This is a genomic window from Spartinivicinus poritis (assembly GCF_028858535.1).
Lineage (GTDB): Bacteria > Pseudomonadota > Gammaproteobacteria > Pseudomonadales > Zooshikellaceae > Spartinivicinus > Spartinivicinus poritis.
In genome coordinates this window covers 168,934-186,438 of the sequence record NZ_JAPMOU010000005.1, presented here as the reverse complement: position 1 = coordinate 186,438, position 17,505 = coordinate 168,934, and the positions used below count along the sequence as shown (strand labels likewise).

19 protein-coding genes and 1 tRNA gene are annotated in these 17,505 nt (G+C 44.5%); 7 read left to right on the top strand and 13 right to left on the bottom strand.

What is annotated here, in order from left to right:
• Positions 1-35: 35 nt before the first annotated feature.
• The 7 genes from ORQ98_RS06415 to ORQ98_RS06385 all read right to left on the bottom strand — a co-directional run bounded on the left by ORQ98_RS06415 (position 36) and on the right by ORQ98_RS06385 (position 5,382).
• Positions 36-644 carry a TerD family protein gene (locus ORQ98_RS06415; protein ID WP_274687957.1) on the bottom strand — a complete coding sequence of 203 codons (609 nt, stop codon included), beginning with the start codon at positions 642-644 and terminating at the stop codon, positions 36-38.
• Between the two features lie 353 nt (positions 645-997).
• Positions 998-1,492, bottom strand: coding sequence for a CreA family protein (locus ORQ98_RS06410; protein WP_274687956.1), 495 nt, complete (start codon positions 1,490-1,492; stop codon positions 998-1,000).
• A 24-nt stretch (positions 1,493-1,516) separates the two neighbouring features.
• The gene (locus tag ORQ98_RS06405) at positions 1,517-1,870 is read right to left on the bottom strand and encodes a hypothetical protein (RefSeq protein WP_274687955.1); all 354 of its coding nucleotides are present in this window, start codon (positions 1,868-1,870) and stop codon (positions 1,517-1,519) included.
• Positions 1,871-1,885: 15 nt separating this feature from the next.
• Entirely contained in the window at positions 1,886-2,662 is a 777-nt protein-coding gene (locus ORQ98_RS06400) for a DnaJ domain-containing protein (RefSeq protein ID WP_274687954.1), read from the bottom strand.
• A 90-nt stretch (positions 2,663-2,752) separates the two neighbouring features.
• On the bottom strand, positions 2,753-3,469 hold the full coding sequence (locus tag ORQ98_RS06395) for a VWA domain-containing protein (RefSeq protein WP_274687953.1): 717 nt from the start codon (positions 3,467-3,469) through the stop codon (positions 2,753-2,755).
• Between the two features lie 111 nt (positions 3,470-3,580).
• Positions 3,581-4,969 (bottom strand): L-serine ammonia-lyase, encoded by a 1,389-nt coding sequence (locus ORQ98_RS06390; protein WP_274687952.1) that lies wholly within the window; start codon positions 4,967-4,969, stop codon positions 3,581-3,583.
• A 322-nt stretch (positions 4,970-5,291) separates the two neighbouring features.
• A tRNA-Ser gene (locus ORQ98_RS06385) sits at positions 5,292-5,382 on the bottom strand.
• A gap of 151 nt (positions 5,383-5,533) precedes the next feature.
• Here ORQ98_RS06385 and ORQ98_RS06380 point away from each other — a divergent pair.
• The 5 genes from ORQ98_RS06380 (at position 5,534) to ORQ98_RS06360 (ending at position 7,695) form a co-directional block, all read left to right on the top strand.
• Positions 5,534-6,205 (top strand): Bax inhibitor-1/YccA family protein, encoded by a 672-nt coding sequence (locus tag ORQ98_RS06380; protein WP_274687951.1) that lies wholly within the window; start codon positions 5,534-5,536, stop codon positions 6,203-6,205.
• 86 nt (positions 6,206-6,291) lie between these two features.
• Entirely contained in the window at positions 6,292-6,684 is a 393-nt protein-coding gene (tusD, locus tag ORQ98_RS06375; protein ID WP_274687950.1) for a sulfurtransferase complex subunit TusD, read from the top strand.
• A gap of 19 nt (positions 6,685-6,703) precedes the next feature.
• Entirely contained in the window at positions 6,704-7,060 is a 357-nt protein-coding gene (gene tusC, locus ORQ98_RS06370; protein WP_274687949.1) for a sulfurtransferase complex subunit TusC, read from the top strand.
• 4 nt (positions 7,061-7,064) lie between these two features.
• The gene (gene tusB, locus ORQ98_RS06365; RefSeq protein ID WP_274687948.1) at positions 7,065-7,358 is read left to right on the top strand and encodes a sulfurtransferase complex subunit TusB; all 294 of its coding nucleotides are present in this window, start codon (positions 7,065-7,067) and stop codon (positions 7,356-7,358) included.
• A 1-nt stretch (position 7,359) separates the two neighbouring features.
• Positions 7,360-7,695, top strand: coding sequence for a TusE/DsrC/DsvC family sulfur relay protein (locus ORQ98_RS06360; RefSeq protein ID WP_274687947.1), 336 nt, complete (start codon positions 7,360-7,362; stop codon positions 7,693-7,695).
• Between the two features lie 164 nt (positions 7,696-7,859).
• Here ORQ98_RS06360 and cysG read toward each other — a convergent pair whose 3' ends face one another.
• The 6 genes from cysG to ORQ98_RS06330 all read right to left on the bottom strand — a co-directional run bounded on the left by cysG (position 7,860) and on the right by ORQ98_RS06330 (position 15,514).
• Positions 7,860-9,254, bottom strand: a complete 1,395-nt coding sequence (gene cysG, locus ORQ98_RS06355) for a siroheme synthase CysG (protein ID WP_274687946.1) — start codon at positions 9,252-9,254, stop codon at positions 7,860-7,862.
• Positions 9,255-9,363: 109 nt separating this feature from the next.
• On the bottom strand, positions 9,364-10,650 hold the full coding sequence (serS, locus tag ORQ98_RS06350) for a serine--tRNA ligase (RefSeq protein WP_274687945.1): 1,287 nt from the start codon (positions 10,648-10,650) through the stop codon (positions 9,364-9,366).
• 93 nt (positions 10,651-10,743) lie between these two features.
• On the bottom strand, positions 10,744-11,127 hold the full coding sequence (gene crcB / locus ORQ98_RS06345; RefSeq protein WP_180567446.1) for a fluoride efflux transporter CrcB: 384 nt from the start codon (positions 11,125-11,127) through the stop codon (positions 10,744-10,746).
• 26 nt (positions 11,128-11,153) lie between these two features.
• Complete coding sequence (locus tag ORQ98_RS06340; RefSeq protein WP_274687944.1) at positions 11,154-12,476, bottom strand: replication-associated recombination protein A; 1,323 nt, start codon at positions 12,474-12,476, stop codon at positions 11,154-11,156.
• Positions 12,477-12,479: 3 nt separating this feature from the next.
• Positions 12,480-13,112, bottom strand: coding sequence for an outer membrane lipoprotein periplasmic chaperone LolA (gene lolA, locus ORQ98_RS06335; RefSeq protein ID WP_274687943.1), 633 nt, complete (start codon positions 13,110-13,112; stop codon positions 12,480-12,482).
• A gap of 26 nt (positions 13,113-13,138) precedes the next feature.
• On the bottom strand, positions 13,139-15,514 hold the full coding sequence (locus ORQ98_RS06330; protein ID WP_425347670.1) for a DNA translocase FtsK: 2,376 nt from the start codon (positions 15,512-15,514) through the stop codon (positions 13,139-13,141).
• Between the two features lie 385 nt (positions 15,515-15,899).
• Here ORQ98_RS06330 and aat point away from each other — a divergent pair, with 385 nt between their 5' ends.
• Both aat and ORQ98_RS06320 read left to right on the top strand, forming a co-directional pair.
• Entirely contained in the window at positions 15,900-16,616 is a 717-nt protein-coding gene (gene aat / locus ORQ98_RS06325) for a leucyl/phenylalanyl-tRNA--protein transferase (protein ID WP_274687942.1), read from the top strand.
• On the top strand, positions 16,613-17,320 hold the full coding sequence (locus ORQ98_RS06320) for an arginyltransferase (protein ID WP_274687941.1): 708 nt from the start codon (positions 16,613-16,615) through the stop codon (positions 17,318-17,320). Before aat ends, ORQ98_RS06320 begins: the two co-directional genes overlap by 4 nt.
• Positions 17,321-17,505: the final 185 nt, after the last annotated feature.

Below are 17,505 nucleotides of genomic sequence, written 5' to 3'. Positions count from 1 at the left end.
GCTTTCTATGGTTGACGTTCTAAACCTTCAACTGACTAGATATAAGAGCGAGAAACCGTTTCGATAGTTTGCTCCAATCCTTGATCTCGCGTTGCTTCACCAACCGCTTTAAATTTCCAGTCTCCATCTTTTTTATACAAAATGCCGAGTACCATTGAGATAGAACCAGAAAATGAAGGGTTATTGGCAATATCATAGGTAGCTAAAATATTATTGACTCGTGAAGGCGTTCCTTCATATAAACGAATAGAAGCAAAGGGAATTGCTGCAAAATCTTGTTTTCGAAATGAATTAAGCACTACAGCAACAGCAGACACACCCTGCGGCACTTGCTGTAAGTTAATGGTAATGACTTCATTATCTAAGCCATCATCACCTTCCATATCGCCTGTTAGGTCATCACCACTATGATGAATGGAGCCACACTTACTTCTCAATTGGCCAAAATAAACGACATCGATTGGTTGTTTATTATCATTATATAAGCCTACGCTGGCATCCAGATCAACAGGTACTTTTTTCGTGCCAAAAAAGCCTTTTTTCTCAATAGCCCCCCAGTTAACTCCCACACAAATTTGTTGAAGGTTTTTACCTGCTTCTTTTTCAAGGCTAATTCGCTGACCTTTGGTTAATGAAATTGCCATATAGACTCCTTGCCCTAATCAAGTTTCATACAATAATATGAAGGCAGCACTTTGACATACCCCCTATAACTAGTCAATAAGAATAACCATGGTTACTCACTGACTTAATGATAATAATTACCTACTTAAATTCAGGGTAGACTGATACCACCAATGGGTAATACATATAATACAGTAGCCGACTTAAGAACGACTTGTGCTGAAAAAATTCGAGTTTTCTGTGACAAGCAGTGAAGCTCTTATTAAAATTGTCCCTGTTAAACCTGCCTACCACATTCGCTTATGACAAAAGTTTTACCATAAGACAGTTAAACTAACGTAAAGTTTCACTGTTTGCTTTGACATTTCGTTGTTTACTGAGCACCTGCCGGCCAGGGTAATACAGGTACAGCTGTTACACTATTTTTTGGTGATCCTTCAACCAGTTTATCGCTATAAGTCAAATAAATAATCACTTGTCGCTTGGGGTCAAAAAACCTCACCACCTGCATGGTTTTAAATAATACGGAAGTACGCTTTTTAAATACCTGCTCACCATCTAGCTTTCCTGCTTTCAGCTCATCAGACAACTGAATAGGCCCTACTTGTCGACAAGCAATAGAAGCATCAGAGGTATCTTCAGCAAAGCCTAATGAACCTGACACCCCTCCTTTTTTCGCTCGACTTAAATAACAGGTGACACCACTGACATCAGGGTCATCAAAGGCCTCAATCACAATTTTGTCATTAGCACCAAGTAACTTAAATGTTGTAGAAACTTCTCCTACTATTTCACCATAACACTGGCTGTAAAAAGCCAAGCCAAGCAGCCCCACCCCAAATGATTTTACTATCTGCGTTACTAACATTTTATTGGTTACCTTATTGCTTTATTAGCCTTTGAATACTATATCACCTTCCAGCGTTTGCAGCATTTGTCGTATTTCGTTGATAGCAGTCACCGTTAAAAAAAAAGGGCTATTTTCTGTGCCACCAATAAACTCCGTTTCATCCAGTTGTAAGCAGCGTAACCGGATAGTTTCCAGTTGTGCATTATTGTAAATAGGAATACTGATAAAAACCTGCCAGTCTTCCTCACTGGCTTCGCCATTTACGATATCGTAAAGCAAGGTTTTTACTCTAGCCCGTTCGACTCGATAACGGGGTGTTCTGACTTTAAGCAGCAGCAACAAAATGCAGCCAATGACCAAACTTGCCAACAGGATAGTAATTAGCCAAATAGCCATAAAACAGTATATATCTTAGATTTTTAGCTGAGCCAACATGACATCTTTTGCCGCATTGACTTGAATTGCTAAATAACTGCTCCCCCCTTTGTCAGGATGAAGTTTTGCCATTAAACGGCGATGAGCATCAATAATTTCTTGTTTGGTTGCAGTTTCTTTCACCCCCAGCACTTCTGCTGCTTCTGTCACAGTCATAGGCTCATTCCCACCAGCGCTACGTGAATGTGAATGGAACTGCTGTGACTGTTGCTGCTCCTGAAAAGCTTGCCACTCAGATGAACGCATTTTACTCAAATAAGTATCCAGCAATTGATGGGTGTCTTGCTCATTAGTAGGACAGTGCGAATAAAGTTCAGTCAGCTGCTCAATGGTTAGCTCACTTAGTCGTTTACCTTGGTATTGCCCCACTAAGACTTCGCCATCGATTTCACCACTGTCATGATTCAACGTCATAACTAAAAGCGGGGTACGTACTGTTGACTGTTTACCCTTTGCCTGCTGCTGCGCTCCGGCACTAGGTGTTAAAATGCTTTTGTGCTGCCATAGTTTTTGTATAAACGGCCAGTAACTTGCGAGGGAAAGGCCTTTTCTAATAAATGGAATTAATGCTGCCAATAATGCAAAAACGATAGAGAGACGACCGGTAATTACCAAATAGGCAAAAAATAACAGGCCTGTAATAATTAACGACTTCTTTAACCACTTTTTTCGGTCTTCTGGCGGCAGCTTCCGATATTTATACCAGGCTATCGAGCCGCCAATTAATGCAATAAGAATAAACAGTCGAGACAAAGCTAAATATCCTTTATTCTTTAACTTTCAATACCTATAACTCTCAATACCTACCAATTACTGACGACATGCTATTGACGGATATTGCTATTAACCACCCGATAATTGATGCTCAAGCTGCAAAACCACATCCGGCTGCCCTTTAGCAAAGTGCTGTAGCGCCTTCAACCCTCCCACTGAATAGACTGCTACGGCAGACAAAAGTGCCTGTAATTCAGCGGCACTGCCCTCATTAAACTGACAGTGAGCTCCTCCAGATACTTTCGCTATTTGTTGATAGCCTTGGGTGGCTGCCTGATCGTAGCTTTCTTGGAATAAAAATACCGGCACACCATGTAACTTAAGCCGCCCAGCCCAATTGCATAGCTCATCAATTGACTCTTCCAGGCTATCTCCCACAAAGACAATTGCCTGTAATGGTTGTTGTTTAGCTTCTGTTAAACCATGCTGCAACAGTCGACTAATTTGGGTATAGCCACCGATGCACGACACCTGATTCATTTCTGCAAGCAAGGCTTCTGTTGAGTGTAGCCAGGGGCTAGCATGGAACTGGCTAAAACCACGGTAGTAGCAAAGCTGTACGGCTAACTGGCCAAGCGCTTGGGTTTCCGCAAACATCTTGCCTTGCAGATGACAAGCACGATCCCAAGTCGCTTCACGGCTGGCAGTAGCATCTAAGGCAAAAATCAAGCGACCTTTCTCGGTAGCTCGGGTCGCTGGCAGCTGTTCTGCTTGCTGAATAAAGTCAGCTATTGCCTTACTGCTTGAAGGGGTTACTGGTAAATGATCATCTTTATGGTCAGCCATGAAAGCCTCTTACAGCGTTACCTCTCTATAAGAGTAAGATATGGCCACCAATAAAGACAAAATCAAGGGTAGTGAAATAGATGTTTATTTTTTTATTGTTGGAAAAGCTAATTAACAAAGCACCACGTTAACCGCTAATCCACCTAATGCGGTTTCTTTGTACTTCGATTGCATATCCATTCCCGTTTGCCGCATGGTTTCAATCACGCTATCTAAGGCTACCCGGTGAGTACCATCCCCCCGTAATGCTAACCGGGCTGCATTCACTGCTTTAACGGCTCCCATAGTATTCCGTTCAATACAAGGGATTTGCACTAACCCCCCAATAGGATCACAGGTCATGCCCAAACTATGTTCCATACCAATTTCAGCAGCATTTTCCACCTGTTCAGCACTTCCCCCTAATACCGCAGCCAATGCGCCGGCAGCCATTGAGCAAGCCACGCCAATCTCTCCTTGGCAACCTACTTCTGCGGCAGAAATAGAAGCATTCTTTTTATACAACATGCCAATAGCCGCTGCCGTAGCCAAAAAGTCATAAAGCCCTTGCTGATTGGAGCCAGGCACAAATCGCATGTAATAACTTAATACGGCTGGAATCACTCCTGCGGCACCGTTGGTGGGTGCTGTCACTACTCGGCCACCGGCAGCATTTTCTTCATTGACGGCTAAAGCAAATAAGCTAATCCAGTCCATTACCGTTAATGGGTCTTTCAATGAGTCCTCAGGGCGACTGCAGAGCTCTTTATGTAACTTAGGTGCTCGTCGCTGTACATTTAAGCCACCAGGCAGCACACCTTCTGTTCTACAACCACGCTCTATACAATCATGAAAGACCTGCCAGGTTGTTTCCAGCTGTTGCTCAACAGCTGCCATAGAGCCTTGCAGTACTTCTTCATTGGCAAACACCAGTTGTGCAATAGATAAGTTATGCTGTTTGCACAGCTTCAGTAACTCTTCTCCGGTATGAAAAGGAAATGGAACCTCTATGTCTGTTGTAACAGGTGCTGTGGCAGAGAGTTCATCTTTGCTAACAACAAAACCACCACCTACGGAGAAAAATTGATCGTGATGGAGGACCAGCCCATTGGCATCGTAAAGGCTTAGCGCAATACCATTAGGATGCTCAGGCAAAAAAGTCTCATTATGAAACTCAATGGCCTGGTCAGGGTTGAAAGTAATCTCGTGCTTGCCTGCCAGCATCAAGCGATGAGTAGCACTGATTTCATCCAGCTTGGCTGCAACCTGTTGAGGGTCAACCTGATCAGGGCGTTCCCCTAACAACCCAAGCAATACTGCCGTATCAGTACCATGGCCTTTGCCAGTAAGTGCCAAAGAGCCATACAAGGCAACTTTCACCTTAGAGACTTGATCCAGACAATCTTTGCTATCTGCTAAAAATCGATACACTGCCCACATCGGTCCCACTGTATGGGAGCTGGATGGGCCAATACCAATTTTAAAAAGATCAAAAATACTTAATATACTGTTCTCACTCATACAGCTAACCAATGCCCTTTAGATGAAGCACTTATCATTTTAATTTAGACCTTTAGCTTAGGACTTTTTTCAACAATCGGCCTAGCCCACTGCGACTTTCTATACTCATGTGCACGCCATGCTTGATTACAAGCAATGTGTATTTACGATGAAATAATCAAGCGTCGCAAAAGCAGCGCACTGTTGTTTTAATTCAGTTGTTGTAAAAAGCAGTTGTAAAAAACAAAGGAAGTAATAAAAGAAAAGAATGTAATGAAGTGATATGCCGATTGCACTTAGCTAAAAAAAAAGGGTCTATCGAAATAGACCCTTTTGCATTGTTTGGCGGAGAGGCAGGGATTCGAACCCTGGGTGGGCTATTAACCCACGCCGGTTTTCAAGACCGGTGCTTTCAACCGCTCAGCCACCTCTCCAAACTGTTTGGGTGCCCCCGAACTTGGTGGCAGATAATACCGGATTTTTTTTCAGAGTCAACGGCTAATTGCTTGATTTTACCTGTGACAGAGGTATGATTTTCTACAAAGGCATTTTTTGCTTGTTTTATAAACAAAACAGGAGTTTATCGTGTTAGAAAATAATCAATATGCAACTGCAGCTGCCTCTAAAGAGGCATCGATTATTCAAACCAACAAGGTGTTGAAAAACACTTATATTTTACTCAGCCTATCTCTGGGCTTTGCCGCGGTCTGTGCTTTTATTTTCCGTAATGCGCCCATGATCAACCCTTGGCTGTTTTTGGGTGGCTTCATTGGGTTGTCTTTCCTAGCCCAAGCACTGTGTCGAAGCGTGTGGGGAATTGCCGCTGTTTTTGCTTTCACCGGCTTTGTCGGCTTCGCACTCGGCCCGATTCTCAATATGTTTATGAGTAGCGGCCAAGGTACGGCTATTGTGATGAATGCGTTAGGTGGTACGGCTGTGATCTTCCTGGCACTATCAGGTTATGCACTGGTTAGCCGTCGTGACTTTTCATTCTTACGCGGCTTTATCTTCGCCGGTGCTATTGTATTGCTAGCAGCGGTAGTGATGTCATTGATCTTTGACATCAGCGGCTTTCAGCTAGCCATTTCCTGTGCCTTCATGGTATTTGCCAGCGCTCTGATTCTCTACCAAACAGGTGAAATCATCCACGGTGGTGAAACCAACTACATTTTAGCGACCATTACGCTGTTCGCTTCTATCTATAACTTGTTTATTGCTTTGCTGCATATTTTCTCAGCTTTGTCAGGTGACGACTAAACCTTAAGAAGATATGCTAAAACCCTGCAACTGCAGGGTTTTTTTTGGCCTAATGAATTAAGATGGAGTGATAGAGTTAATTCCAAATGAAATTTACTTTACTTATCACAGGCGCACCTTATAACAGCGAAGCACCTTATACAGCCCTTCACTTTGCTAAAGCGGCACTAAAAGGGGGCCACAGTATTTATCGACTATTTTTCTATCAGGATGGGGTTCACTGTGGTAATAGTCTGGTCACCCCTCCACAAGACGAGCTTAATTTACCCAAAGAATGGAGCCAGTTTATTCAACAAAATAAGCTTGATTGTGTCGTTTGTATTGGGGCTGCGTTACGCCGAGGGGTTATTGATGAGCAAGAGCAAAACCGTTACGAGTTACCTGCTGCCAATCTACATAAAAATTGGCCACTTTCTGGCTTAGGGCAGCTGATTGAGGCCACCCAGCACTCTGACCAGGTGATTACCTTTGGTGCTTAAGTGTAAGGATATTACCCCAATGAAAAGTCTTTGTATTATCTCTCAGCAGTCGCCTTATACTTCTCCACGAGCCAAAGAAGCGCTGGATGCTGCGCTAGTTGCCGCCACGTTTGATATTCCCACCACTTTGGTATTACTAGGTGATGGCGTTTTTCAAGCCATTGAAGCGCAAGCTGGTGAGCAAATTCAACAAAAGAACCTGGGTAAGCAGCTAGCTGTACTGCCAATGTACGATATCAAAACACTCTATGTATCTACACAAGACCTTAACCAGCGAGGCCTTAAACCAGAGCAGCTGATGGACAATGTACAGGCGCTCCCAGGCGAACAAATCAGTGAATTAATTCGTCAGCAGGATATGGTAATTTCTTTATAAGCCCATGATTTTACACACACTTAACCAACACTCTGAATTATTGGTCCGTAGCTGCTTAAATACGATTGCCTCTGGTGATAGTCTGTTATTGATTGAAAATGCTGTTTACCTAGGCATTGAGGAAAGCTTTTCTACATCACCAATGGCAATGCGCACAGACATCAACTTGTATGCACTGATACCCGACTGCGAAGCCAGGGGGATCAGCCCCCTATTATTTCCTGGATTTGATTTGATTGACTACCCTGGCTTTGTCAAACTATGCACCGAACATAAGCAAGTGATTAGCTGGTATTAATATGCAGTGTCTAACCGTGTTAGATAAAACGATTCCATTAGATAAGGAAGGTTATTTAAAACAGCTTTCAGACTGGGATCAGACGGTAGCAGAGGCTCTGGCTGAACAAGAAGGGCTGGAGTTGAGTGACCGCCATTGGGAAATCATTCATGCCTTGCGGGATTTTTACCAGCAATTTGAGCAATCACCTGCCATGCGGCCTTTTGTTAAGCATATTGCTAATAGCCTGGGCAAAGACAAAGGCAACTCTATTTACCTGATGCAACTGTTTCCAGGCAGCCCTGCCAAACTAGCTGCTAAAATCGCTGGCCTACCAAGGCCGACTAATTGCTTTTAATTTAATGGTTCAGTGTTAGGGCTACATAAACGATTACTGAACACGCAGACAGCTTATTGCTCCTGCATAAGCTGCATTCCCATCATCCCTGATGGTCACTGCTCTAATCAGCATCCCTGCCTCATAAGGTTCAGTAATCATTTATCTAGCCCTCTAGCTAGCTATTATTTTGTCTCCGCAGAAAACCAAGCTAGCTTACTCCGTAAGGACACAACCTCTCCCACTATTATCAACGTAGGCGGCTTAACTTCCTGATCTTTAATAACAGCTTCAATTGTTGCTAACGTACCCGTATAAACCCGCTGTTTTTGGGTAGTGCCTTGTTGAACTAAAGCTATAGGCGTATTTGAGCTGCGACCATGATTTTGTAATTGCTGACAAATGGTGCCCAGCCCCATCAAGCCCATATAAAACACCAAGGTTTCAGCAGGGTTACTAAACTGCTGCCAAGGAAGTTCAAGTTGACCTTCTTTCATATGGCCGGTAATAAATCGTACTGACTGTGCATAGTCTCGATGGGTCAACGGAATTCCCGCATAACTGGCACACCCAGAAGCAGCGGTAATGCCTGGTACCACCTGAAAAGGAATACCTGCTTCAGCCAGCTGATCAATTTCCTCTCCTCCTCGACCAAAGATAAAAGGGTCGCCACCTTTTAGCCGTAACACTCGTTTACCCTGTAGTGCCAAATCAATCAGCCGTTGATTAATTTCTTCTTGAGGGAGTGCATGATTAGAACGCGCTTTTCCAACATAGAGCCGATCAGCATCACGTCGTACCAGTTCCAGCACTTCTGGAGAAACAAGACGGTCATATAACACCACATCTGCTTGTTGCATTAGCCGTAAAGCACGAAATGTCAGCAAGTCAGGATCACCCGGTCCCCCGCCAACTAGATAAACCTCACCAAGCTTATTGGGTTTAGCTTCTGCAAGCGTCTCTTCTAGTTGCCGCTCTGCTTCCTCAAATTGACCAGCAAAAACTCGCTCAGCAATGGGGCCAGTAAGCACTTTTTCCCAAAAATAACGCCGATCGTTAATGGTACTGAATTGCTGCTTCACTTTTTCTCGGAATTTACCCGCTAATGCTGCCAACTGGCCATAACGATGAGGAATAAGCGTTTCAATCTTGCCACGCAATAAGCGGGCTAAGACAGGCGCAGCTCCGCCACTGCTGATGGCAATGGTTAAAGGGGCTCGATCGATAATCGCTGGAAAAGTGACTGTCGATAAGGCTGGTTGGTCAACAACATTAACAGGGATATTGGCTTGTTGGGCTAACTGGGAAACTTGCTGATTGACTTGCTGGTCATTGGTGGCCGCCACCACTAATGCATAAGGCAGATGCTGTATATCCTGTGGGTTAAAGCACCTGAGATGACATTGACTGCCTTGCCTTAAAACCTGACTTTGTAAATGATCATTAATTTGGGGGGCAACCACAATTAACTCCGCCCCAGCTTGCAACAGAAGATGCGCCTTACGACTGGCTACATCTCCCCCACCGACTAGCAAGCAAGGACGATCGGTTAAATTATGAAATAAAGGCAGTTGATCCATTGAAATACCCACTCACTCAATTAGGCTTCTATTGTGTCGAAGCCTAACTGCTTCAGCAAATGAGCTTTTGATCTAAGCTAATTACCTTGCTTTTAATTCGTTTATTTTTTTATTCAATCACCTCAAGTCCGCCCATATAAGGTTGCAACACTTTTGGTATATGGACCCGGCCCGTTTCGTCCTGGTAGTTTTCCAATACGGCAATTAAGGTACGTCCTACTGCCAGGCCAGAGCCATTTAAGGTATGCAACAGTTCAGGCTTACCCGTTTCAGGGTTTCGCCAACGAGCTTGCATCCGGCGGGCTTGGAAATCCAGGGTATTACTGCAAGAAGAAATTTCCCGATATTTATGTTGGCCTGGCAGCCATACCTCAATATCATAAGTTTTCGTGGCACCAAAACCTAAGTCGCCACCACACAGGCTGACAACCCGGTAAGGTAGCTCCAATAATTGGAGAATTTTTTCCGCATTACCAATCAACTCTTCCAGGGCAGCAAAAGACGCATCTGGCTTAACAATATGGAGCAGTTCAACCTTATCAAACTGATGCTGACGAATCATGCCTCGGGTGTCACGACCGGCACTACCCGCCTCGCTACGAAAACAAGGTGAATGACAAACAAACCGCATCGGCAGCTGGTCTGCATCCACAATTTCGTCCCGCACCATGTTAGTGACAGGCACCTCTGCCGTGGGAATTAAGTAATAATCTTTACCGCTGTCAGGATCATGCTCAATTTTAAATAAATCTTCACCAAACTTTGGTAACTGCCCAGTGCCTTTTAGCGTGTCATCATTAACAATATACGGCACATATATTTCTTCATAGCCATGCTCATTAGCATGAGTATTCATCATAAACTGGGTCAACGCGCGGTGTAGTTTGGCAATAGGTCCACGCAAAACAATAAAGCGAGAGCCAGTTAATTTTGCTGCGGAATTAAAGTCCATCCAACCCTGTTTTTCTGCAAGAGCTTCGTGATCCTTCGGTTCAAAATTAAATTGCTTGGGCTCACCCCAACGACGAATTTCTTCATTATCATCTTCGGTTTCCCCTTCAGGCACAGACTCGTGGGGAATGTTGGGAACACCCAGCATCAAGTCCTGCCATTGAGCTTGCACTTCATGGAGTTCTGCTTCTGCTTTTTTGACTTCTTCAGCTAAGCGATCCATCTCAGCTTTTAACTCTGAGATATCTTCACCTTTCGCTTTTAGTTGGCCAAACTTTTTCGATCCAACTTTACGCTCATTTTGTAATTGTTGAGTCCGTACTTGAATTTCTTTACGGCGACTCTCTAACGACTCAACCAAACTAACGTCGAGTTGAAAGCCACGGCGTTTAAGTTGCTCCGCCACTTCTGCTGGACGGGTGCGAACAAGTTTTGGATCTAACATGAGCGTTAATTACCTTATTTATAAATTCAGGTTTTGTTGATAATTCAGTAATGATCTGCCCGGCTGTTAAAACAACAAAGTTATCTACAGCAGCTAATCAAGCAAACTTTGTGCAGCAACCAGCCCTAACCAAGTGGCTAATAAACACAATACGACACTTCCTACCATATAGCTTAATGCAATCCAAGGCTCACCATTTTGGATCACTCGAAAAGCATCCAGTGAAAAGGTAGAAAATGTCGTAAAAGCGCCTAAAAAGCCAACAATTAAGCCATTGCGCCAAGCTGGCTGCAATTGTAAACGTTCTACCAAAATAAAATAAGCGATACCAATAAAAAAAGAGCCCAGCACGTTTACTACCAGAGTAGGAAGCGGAAAAAACTTTCCCCCTAACTGTTGATAGCCCCAATAAACCAAAAACCGTGCAATGGCCCCTAAGGCACCACCACAGGCAACTGAGATCATCTGTTGTAGCATGGTAATTAAACTATTAATTGGAGTTGCTAATCAGAATAACGTTGCTGCTCACTAAGCTGATCCCATTCAGCCAGCTGCATCAGCTTTTGTTTAATCTTTTGTTCTAGACCACGATCAACGGGTTGATAAAACTGCGTACCGACCATTTCTGGGGGAAAATACTGCTCACCTGCCGCATAGGCATTGGGTTCATCATGGGCATAACGATACTCAGCACCATGGCCTAACGACTTCTGTAGTTTCGTGGGTGCATTACGTAAGTGGATTGGCACTTCGTAATCAGGTAATTCTTTAACTGCTGCACAAGCTTTTTTATAGGCAACATAAGCGGCATTACTTTTTGGTGCACAAGCACAATAGGTAATCGCTTGCGCAACGGCCAGTTCGCCTTCAGGACTGCCTAAGCGTTCTTGCACATCCCAAGCAGATAAACAAACAGACAGGGCTCTTGGATCAGCATTACCAATATCTTCACTGGCCATTCGCACTACCCGTCGAGCAATGTACAACGGGTCACACCCACCATCTAACATTCTGGCATACCAATACAAAGCGGCATCCGGTGATGAACCTCTGACCGCTTTATGCAGGGCCGATATTTGATCGTAAAAAACATCGCCGCCTTTATCAAAGCGCTTAGGTAAATCAGCAATAACCGGCTTAATTTGTTCAGCAGTTATTGTTGAGTTGTCTTCCGCTAAATCAGCGACCACTTCCAGCACATTAAGTAGCCGCCGAGCATCCCCATTGGCTGCCATCAGTAACAAGGCTTGAGCCTCTGGGCAAATACTGAGCTGCTTTTTACCGATACCCCGCTCTCGATCAGTCAGTGCCTGCATTAACAGCTGCTCTAACTGCGCATCTTCCAGAGGTTTTAAGGTATAGACCCTGGCTCGGGATAACAAAGCATTATTTAATTCAAAGGCTGGGTTTTCAGTGGTAGCGCCAACAAAAACAATAGTGCCATCTTCCACATAAGGTAAAAAAGCATCTTGCTGGGCTTTATTAAAGCGATGGACTTCATCAACAAATAAGATAGTCGGCTGCTGACGCATTTTTGCCTGCTGGACAGCCTCTCGAATATCTTTAACGCCTGCCAATACCGCTGAAAGGGTTTGGAAGTGGGCTTTAGTATATTCTGCTACCAATTTGGCTAATGTGGTTTTACCCACCCCTGGAGGCCCCCACAACACCATGGAATGTAGCTGGCCCTGACGGATTGCTTCACCAAGCGGCTCACCAGGCCCTAACAAGTGAGCCTGGCCTACATATTCATCTAAAATACGCGGCCGCATTCGCGCAGCCAGTGGCTGCCAGGGCAACGACTGGTCTGCAAACAGATCGGACATAAATTACTCTTCGATTACATCAGCACTTTTCAGCACATCCGCTGGCAATTTAAATTGGCTCGGTTTAATTGGCTGGTTAGTACTGATCTCTGTAAAATCAATGGTGGTATGGGCGCCTAGTGAGTCAGTCAGTTTCATATTGGCTAATACCCCATCGTTAAAACTTAACCGCAAGGCTTCGAAAACACTGTCTTTTGCTTTAGGCGTTAGTTTGAAATTAGCGTCTTGCTTAGTGCTTTTTCCAATTTTCACCACTTCAAAATTATCCGCCAGTTTTTTTACATCACCGCTCAGTAATAATGCTGGAGTACTGCTCACTTGCTTATCCAGCTTTTGTACAGTGACTTGCTCCAGGTCGGGATCATACACCCACACTTTTACACCATCAGAAATAACAAGCTGGGGAAAGGGCCCTGTCACTTCCCAGCGAAACTGATTAGGCCGACTCACAGCCACCTGGCCTTCGGATTTTTGAGTTCGATTACCAGCGGCATTCAATGTGGTTTGATGAAATTTCGCAGTAATGGAATGGGACTTTTCCAAGAGTTTATTTAATGACTCAACGGCTTGCTGATCAGCAACAGTCGCTGTAGCCAGACAACAGCCGACGACGGCTAACATAAATTGTTTCAACACAGTAAACCTTTTCAACAGCTGATTTATTAATCGGTAACAGGAGCTGGTGCAATGACTTCACGAGAACCATTGCTACCCATTGGGCTAACAACACCCGCTGCCTCCATTGCCTCAATCATTCGGGCAGCTCGGTTATACCCGATTTTAAGGCGTCGTTGCACAGAAGAAATGGAAGCACGCCTTGATTCTGTGACAAATGCAACAGCCTCATCATAAAGTGGGTCTTGTTCACTGTCATCCGAATTTTCCGCAGCAATGCCTGGCACATCAGCATCCCCCCCCTGTAAGACCTCCTCCAGATAATCAGGTTCTGATCGAGCTTTCCAGTCAGCCACCACGCGATGCACTTCATCATCGGATACAAATGCCCCGTGCACCCGAATTGGCACACCCGTACCTGGCGGAAGGTACAGCATGTCTCCATGTCCTAGCAGCTGTTCAGCTCCCCCCTGATCAAGAATGGTGCGAGAGTCTATTTTCGAAGATACCTGGAAACTGATTCGCGTTGGGATATTCGCCTTGATTAACCCAGTAATCACATCCACTGATGGTCGCTGAGTGGCCAGAATCATATGGATACCTGCTGCCCGTGCTTTCTGTGCAAGACGCGCAATCAGTTCTTCAACCTTTTTGCCGACGATCATCATCATGTCAGCAAACTCATCAATCACTACCACAATAAATGGCAGCGCCTCTAGCCCTGGCGCATGATCATCTTCACTGACAGGCTGGTGGAGTGGGTCTGGAATTGGTTCTCCCGACTTAATCGCATCCTTAACCTTCCGGTTAAAGCCAGCAATGTTTCGCACCCCCAACTTGGCCATTAGCTTATAGCGGCGCTCCATCTCTGCCACACACCAACGCAACGCATTAGAAGCTTCTTTCATATCGGTTACGACAGGCGCGAGCAGGTGGGGAATACCCTCATAGATGGAAAGCTCCAACATCTTTGGATCCACCATAATCAGCCGCAGCTCTTCGGGTGAAGCCTTAAACAACATACTCAACAGCATGCTATTAACCCCAACTGACTTACCCGAGCCAGTGGTACCGGCCACCAACAAATGAGGCATTTTAGCCAAATTCACCACCACCGCTTGTCCTGAAATATCATGCCCTAACGCCAGGCTTAACGGTGAATCAGAGGCTTGATAAGCTTTAGAGTTAATGACCTCACCAAAATAGACAATTTCCCGATCTTCATTAGGAATTTCAATACCAACAACAGACTTACCAGGAATCACTTCCACCACCCGAACACTAACCACTGCTAATGAACGAGCCAAATCTTTGGCCAGGTTGGTGATTTTGCTAACTTTAACCCCAGGTGCAGGTTGAATTTCAAATCGCGTAATAACAGGCCCAGGGTGAACTGCTACCACTTCAGCCACCACGTTGAAGTCTTTCAACTTGACTTCAAGCAACTCCGACAAGGTTTCTAGATCTTCTTCGGAAAAGCCTTTGCGATTTGTCGCATCAGGCTCATCTAATAAAGTAGCGGCTGGCATATCGCCAGATACCTGACCAGCATATTGAACATTACGGCGCTTTTGGCTTTTTGGCTGCGGCGCGCTAGCTGGTGTAACCGCTTGAGTGGGTGGAGAGATTAAGATAGGAGATCGTTTACTCCCCTCCCCTACCTCATCAATATTATCTTCAATATCGCCATCAAACTCCGGTTCCTGACGCTTCTTTCGCTTACGCTTCGGTTTGACAGGCTGTTCCATCACTGCTTTTTTTTCAAATTTGGGTCGACGTTTCCAGGCTAGCTTACAGCCATGCACCACCAGGGCCAGAAAGTCCAACACCACTCGTCCAGTGACATCCATCAGCCGCAACCAGGATAAATCAGTAAACACAGTGACCCCCACTAAGAAGCAAGTCACCAACACTAATGTAGAACCAATCACATTAAAGGCAGGGAGAGTATGCTTGATAATAACCGTACCCAGGATGCCACCCGAAGAAGCAGGTAATTGCTCGGCAGCAGGCATAGCAAAATGCAGAGAAGCCAGGGAGGCCCCTGTAGCGACTGTGACGATCAGCCCTAAGGCGCGCAACGTCCATAAGAGTCCATTAAACTCAACGGGTCGGTGCCGAAAACGAAACACTTGCCAGGCTTTAATGGCAAGTAGCAGTGGGAATAAGAAGGCAAAGTATCCAAAGAGTGACAGTAACAAATCAGCAAACCAGGCCCCTGAAGCACCAACTGCATTTTGCACCGGCTGACCATTACCTGTATGAGACCAACCAGGGTCAGTGGGACTATAGGTGAATAATGCCATCAGCAAATAAACACAGGTTGCCACCAAGGCAATTAATATGCCCTCTTTCAGCCGTGCAACAAATGAAATGCTGGGAATTGTAATAGTATCGTTAGCTCGAGTTTTCGTGCTTTTCAATAGCCTACCCTTCCTCAAAAAAGCTTATATAATAATAGCTTAGCAAGTTATTGCCCACCACTACATTAACTATACGCGCCTAAATTATTGAATAATTTAGTGTTTATATTAGCAAATCTGTTTTGTAGCCCAGATCTCTCAACCAGCCGTTACTAGTACAACATAAACAAGGCGAGTGGCTTTAACTGACAAAAAAGTGTCACAGGAACGGGCGCCTTGGAACAAACATCTAACAAGTTATTTCGTGCACGCCCCCTTATAAGACACTAAATTTATACTTCTCGAAAAACCAGCAAGCAATATTCAAGCTAAAATTGCCAATGTCCCTTTTGGCTGTTAGGGTGCCGCAAATAACAAGAAATGAAGCTGACTTACATTGGTATATATGGCGCAAATTCCTTGGCTTAACGATTATCCAGTTAAATTTCCACCGGTGAGTGATGCCTTAGACTACCCTGACGGTCTATTGGCAGCAGGGGGAAACCTCTCCATTAGCACTCTACTGGAAGCCTATCGCCATGGTATTTTCCCCTGGTTTAGTGAAACTGAACCCATTCTCTGGTGGTCACCTAATCCACGCATGGTGTTACTGCCTGAAGAGCTAAAAGTGTCTCGAAGCTTACGTAAGTTCATCAAGAGAAAGCCTTTTACAATCACCTGTGACCAGGCTTTTTCCCAGGTTATGCAGGCTTGTGCTGAACCACGGAAAGAAAGCAGTGGTACCTGGATTAGTGATGAAATGTACACTGCTTACAATGAGCTGCATTTATCAGGACATGCTCACTCTATTGAGTGCTGGCAAAATGATTCTCTAGTAGGTGGGCTCTATGGTGTCGCTATCGGCTCAGTCTTTTTTGGTGAGTCTATGTTCAGCCGAGCAACCAATGCCTCGAAAGTCGCGCTCTACTATTTGGTGGAGCAGCTGAAGCAATGGAACTTTCCACTCATTGATTGTCAGGTTTATAGTGAGCACTTGGCTAGTTTAGGCGCGAGACCTATTTCCAGGGAGCTGTTCGTTGACTATCTTAATCAATATTGTTGTCATACATCCGTGACGAACTGGAAAGAATTTCACACCACGTTGCTGGGTGAGAGCACATGAGTAACCTGAAAGCATTAAAATTCTACGCCACCCAGCCCCATACTTGCAGTTACTTACCTGAGCAGCAAGCCACCACACTTTTTCTTGACCCTGATATTATTATTTCCAAGCCACTTTATAGCCAGTTGACCGACTTAGGCTTTCGGCGCAGTGGCCAGCATTTATATCGTCCTCACTGCGAGGCTTGCTGTGCTTGTACACCGGTGCGAGTAAAGGTTGATGAATTCAAACTCAAACGACGATTTCAACGAATCTTAAAGGTTAACCACGCCATTACCCTGGAAATCCGCCCATCCCGCTATTGCAACGAATATTATGACTTGTATGCCCGCTACATTGAAGCCAGACATGCTGATGGCGATATGTTCCCTCCCACTAAAGAGCAATTTAACTCTTTTCTAGTCGGCGATTGGTCGTTTTGTAAGTTTATGGAGTGCCGTTTAAACGATAAGCTAGTGGCTGTTGCCGTGATGGATGAGCTGGCCAAAGGTTTATCCGCCATTTATACCTTCTTTGAGCCCGGTCTTACCAAACACAGCTTAGGTACTTACTGTATCCTACAACAAATTCGCTTGGCCAAATCCTTGGGTTTGCCCTATGTTTATCTGGGCTACTGGATCAAAGAGTGCCAAAAAATGAGCTATAAAACTGAATTCAGACCATTAGAAATCTATCTGGATCATCAATGGTTAACTGTTTTATAAAACGGTTGCAATATAATTTATAGCTTCATTATCTATTGCGATTTTCACCACGATTATAGTCAAAAGTATAAAGGGCTAGCCCAAAGTATAAAGAAGTGGGTGCTGTCTCCTATAAATAAAGGCATTTAAAGTGTTTATGATAAAAAAATTAGTTTTCTAGACCTTTATAGCCTTTACTTCTAGAC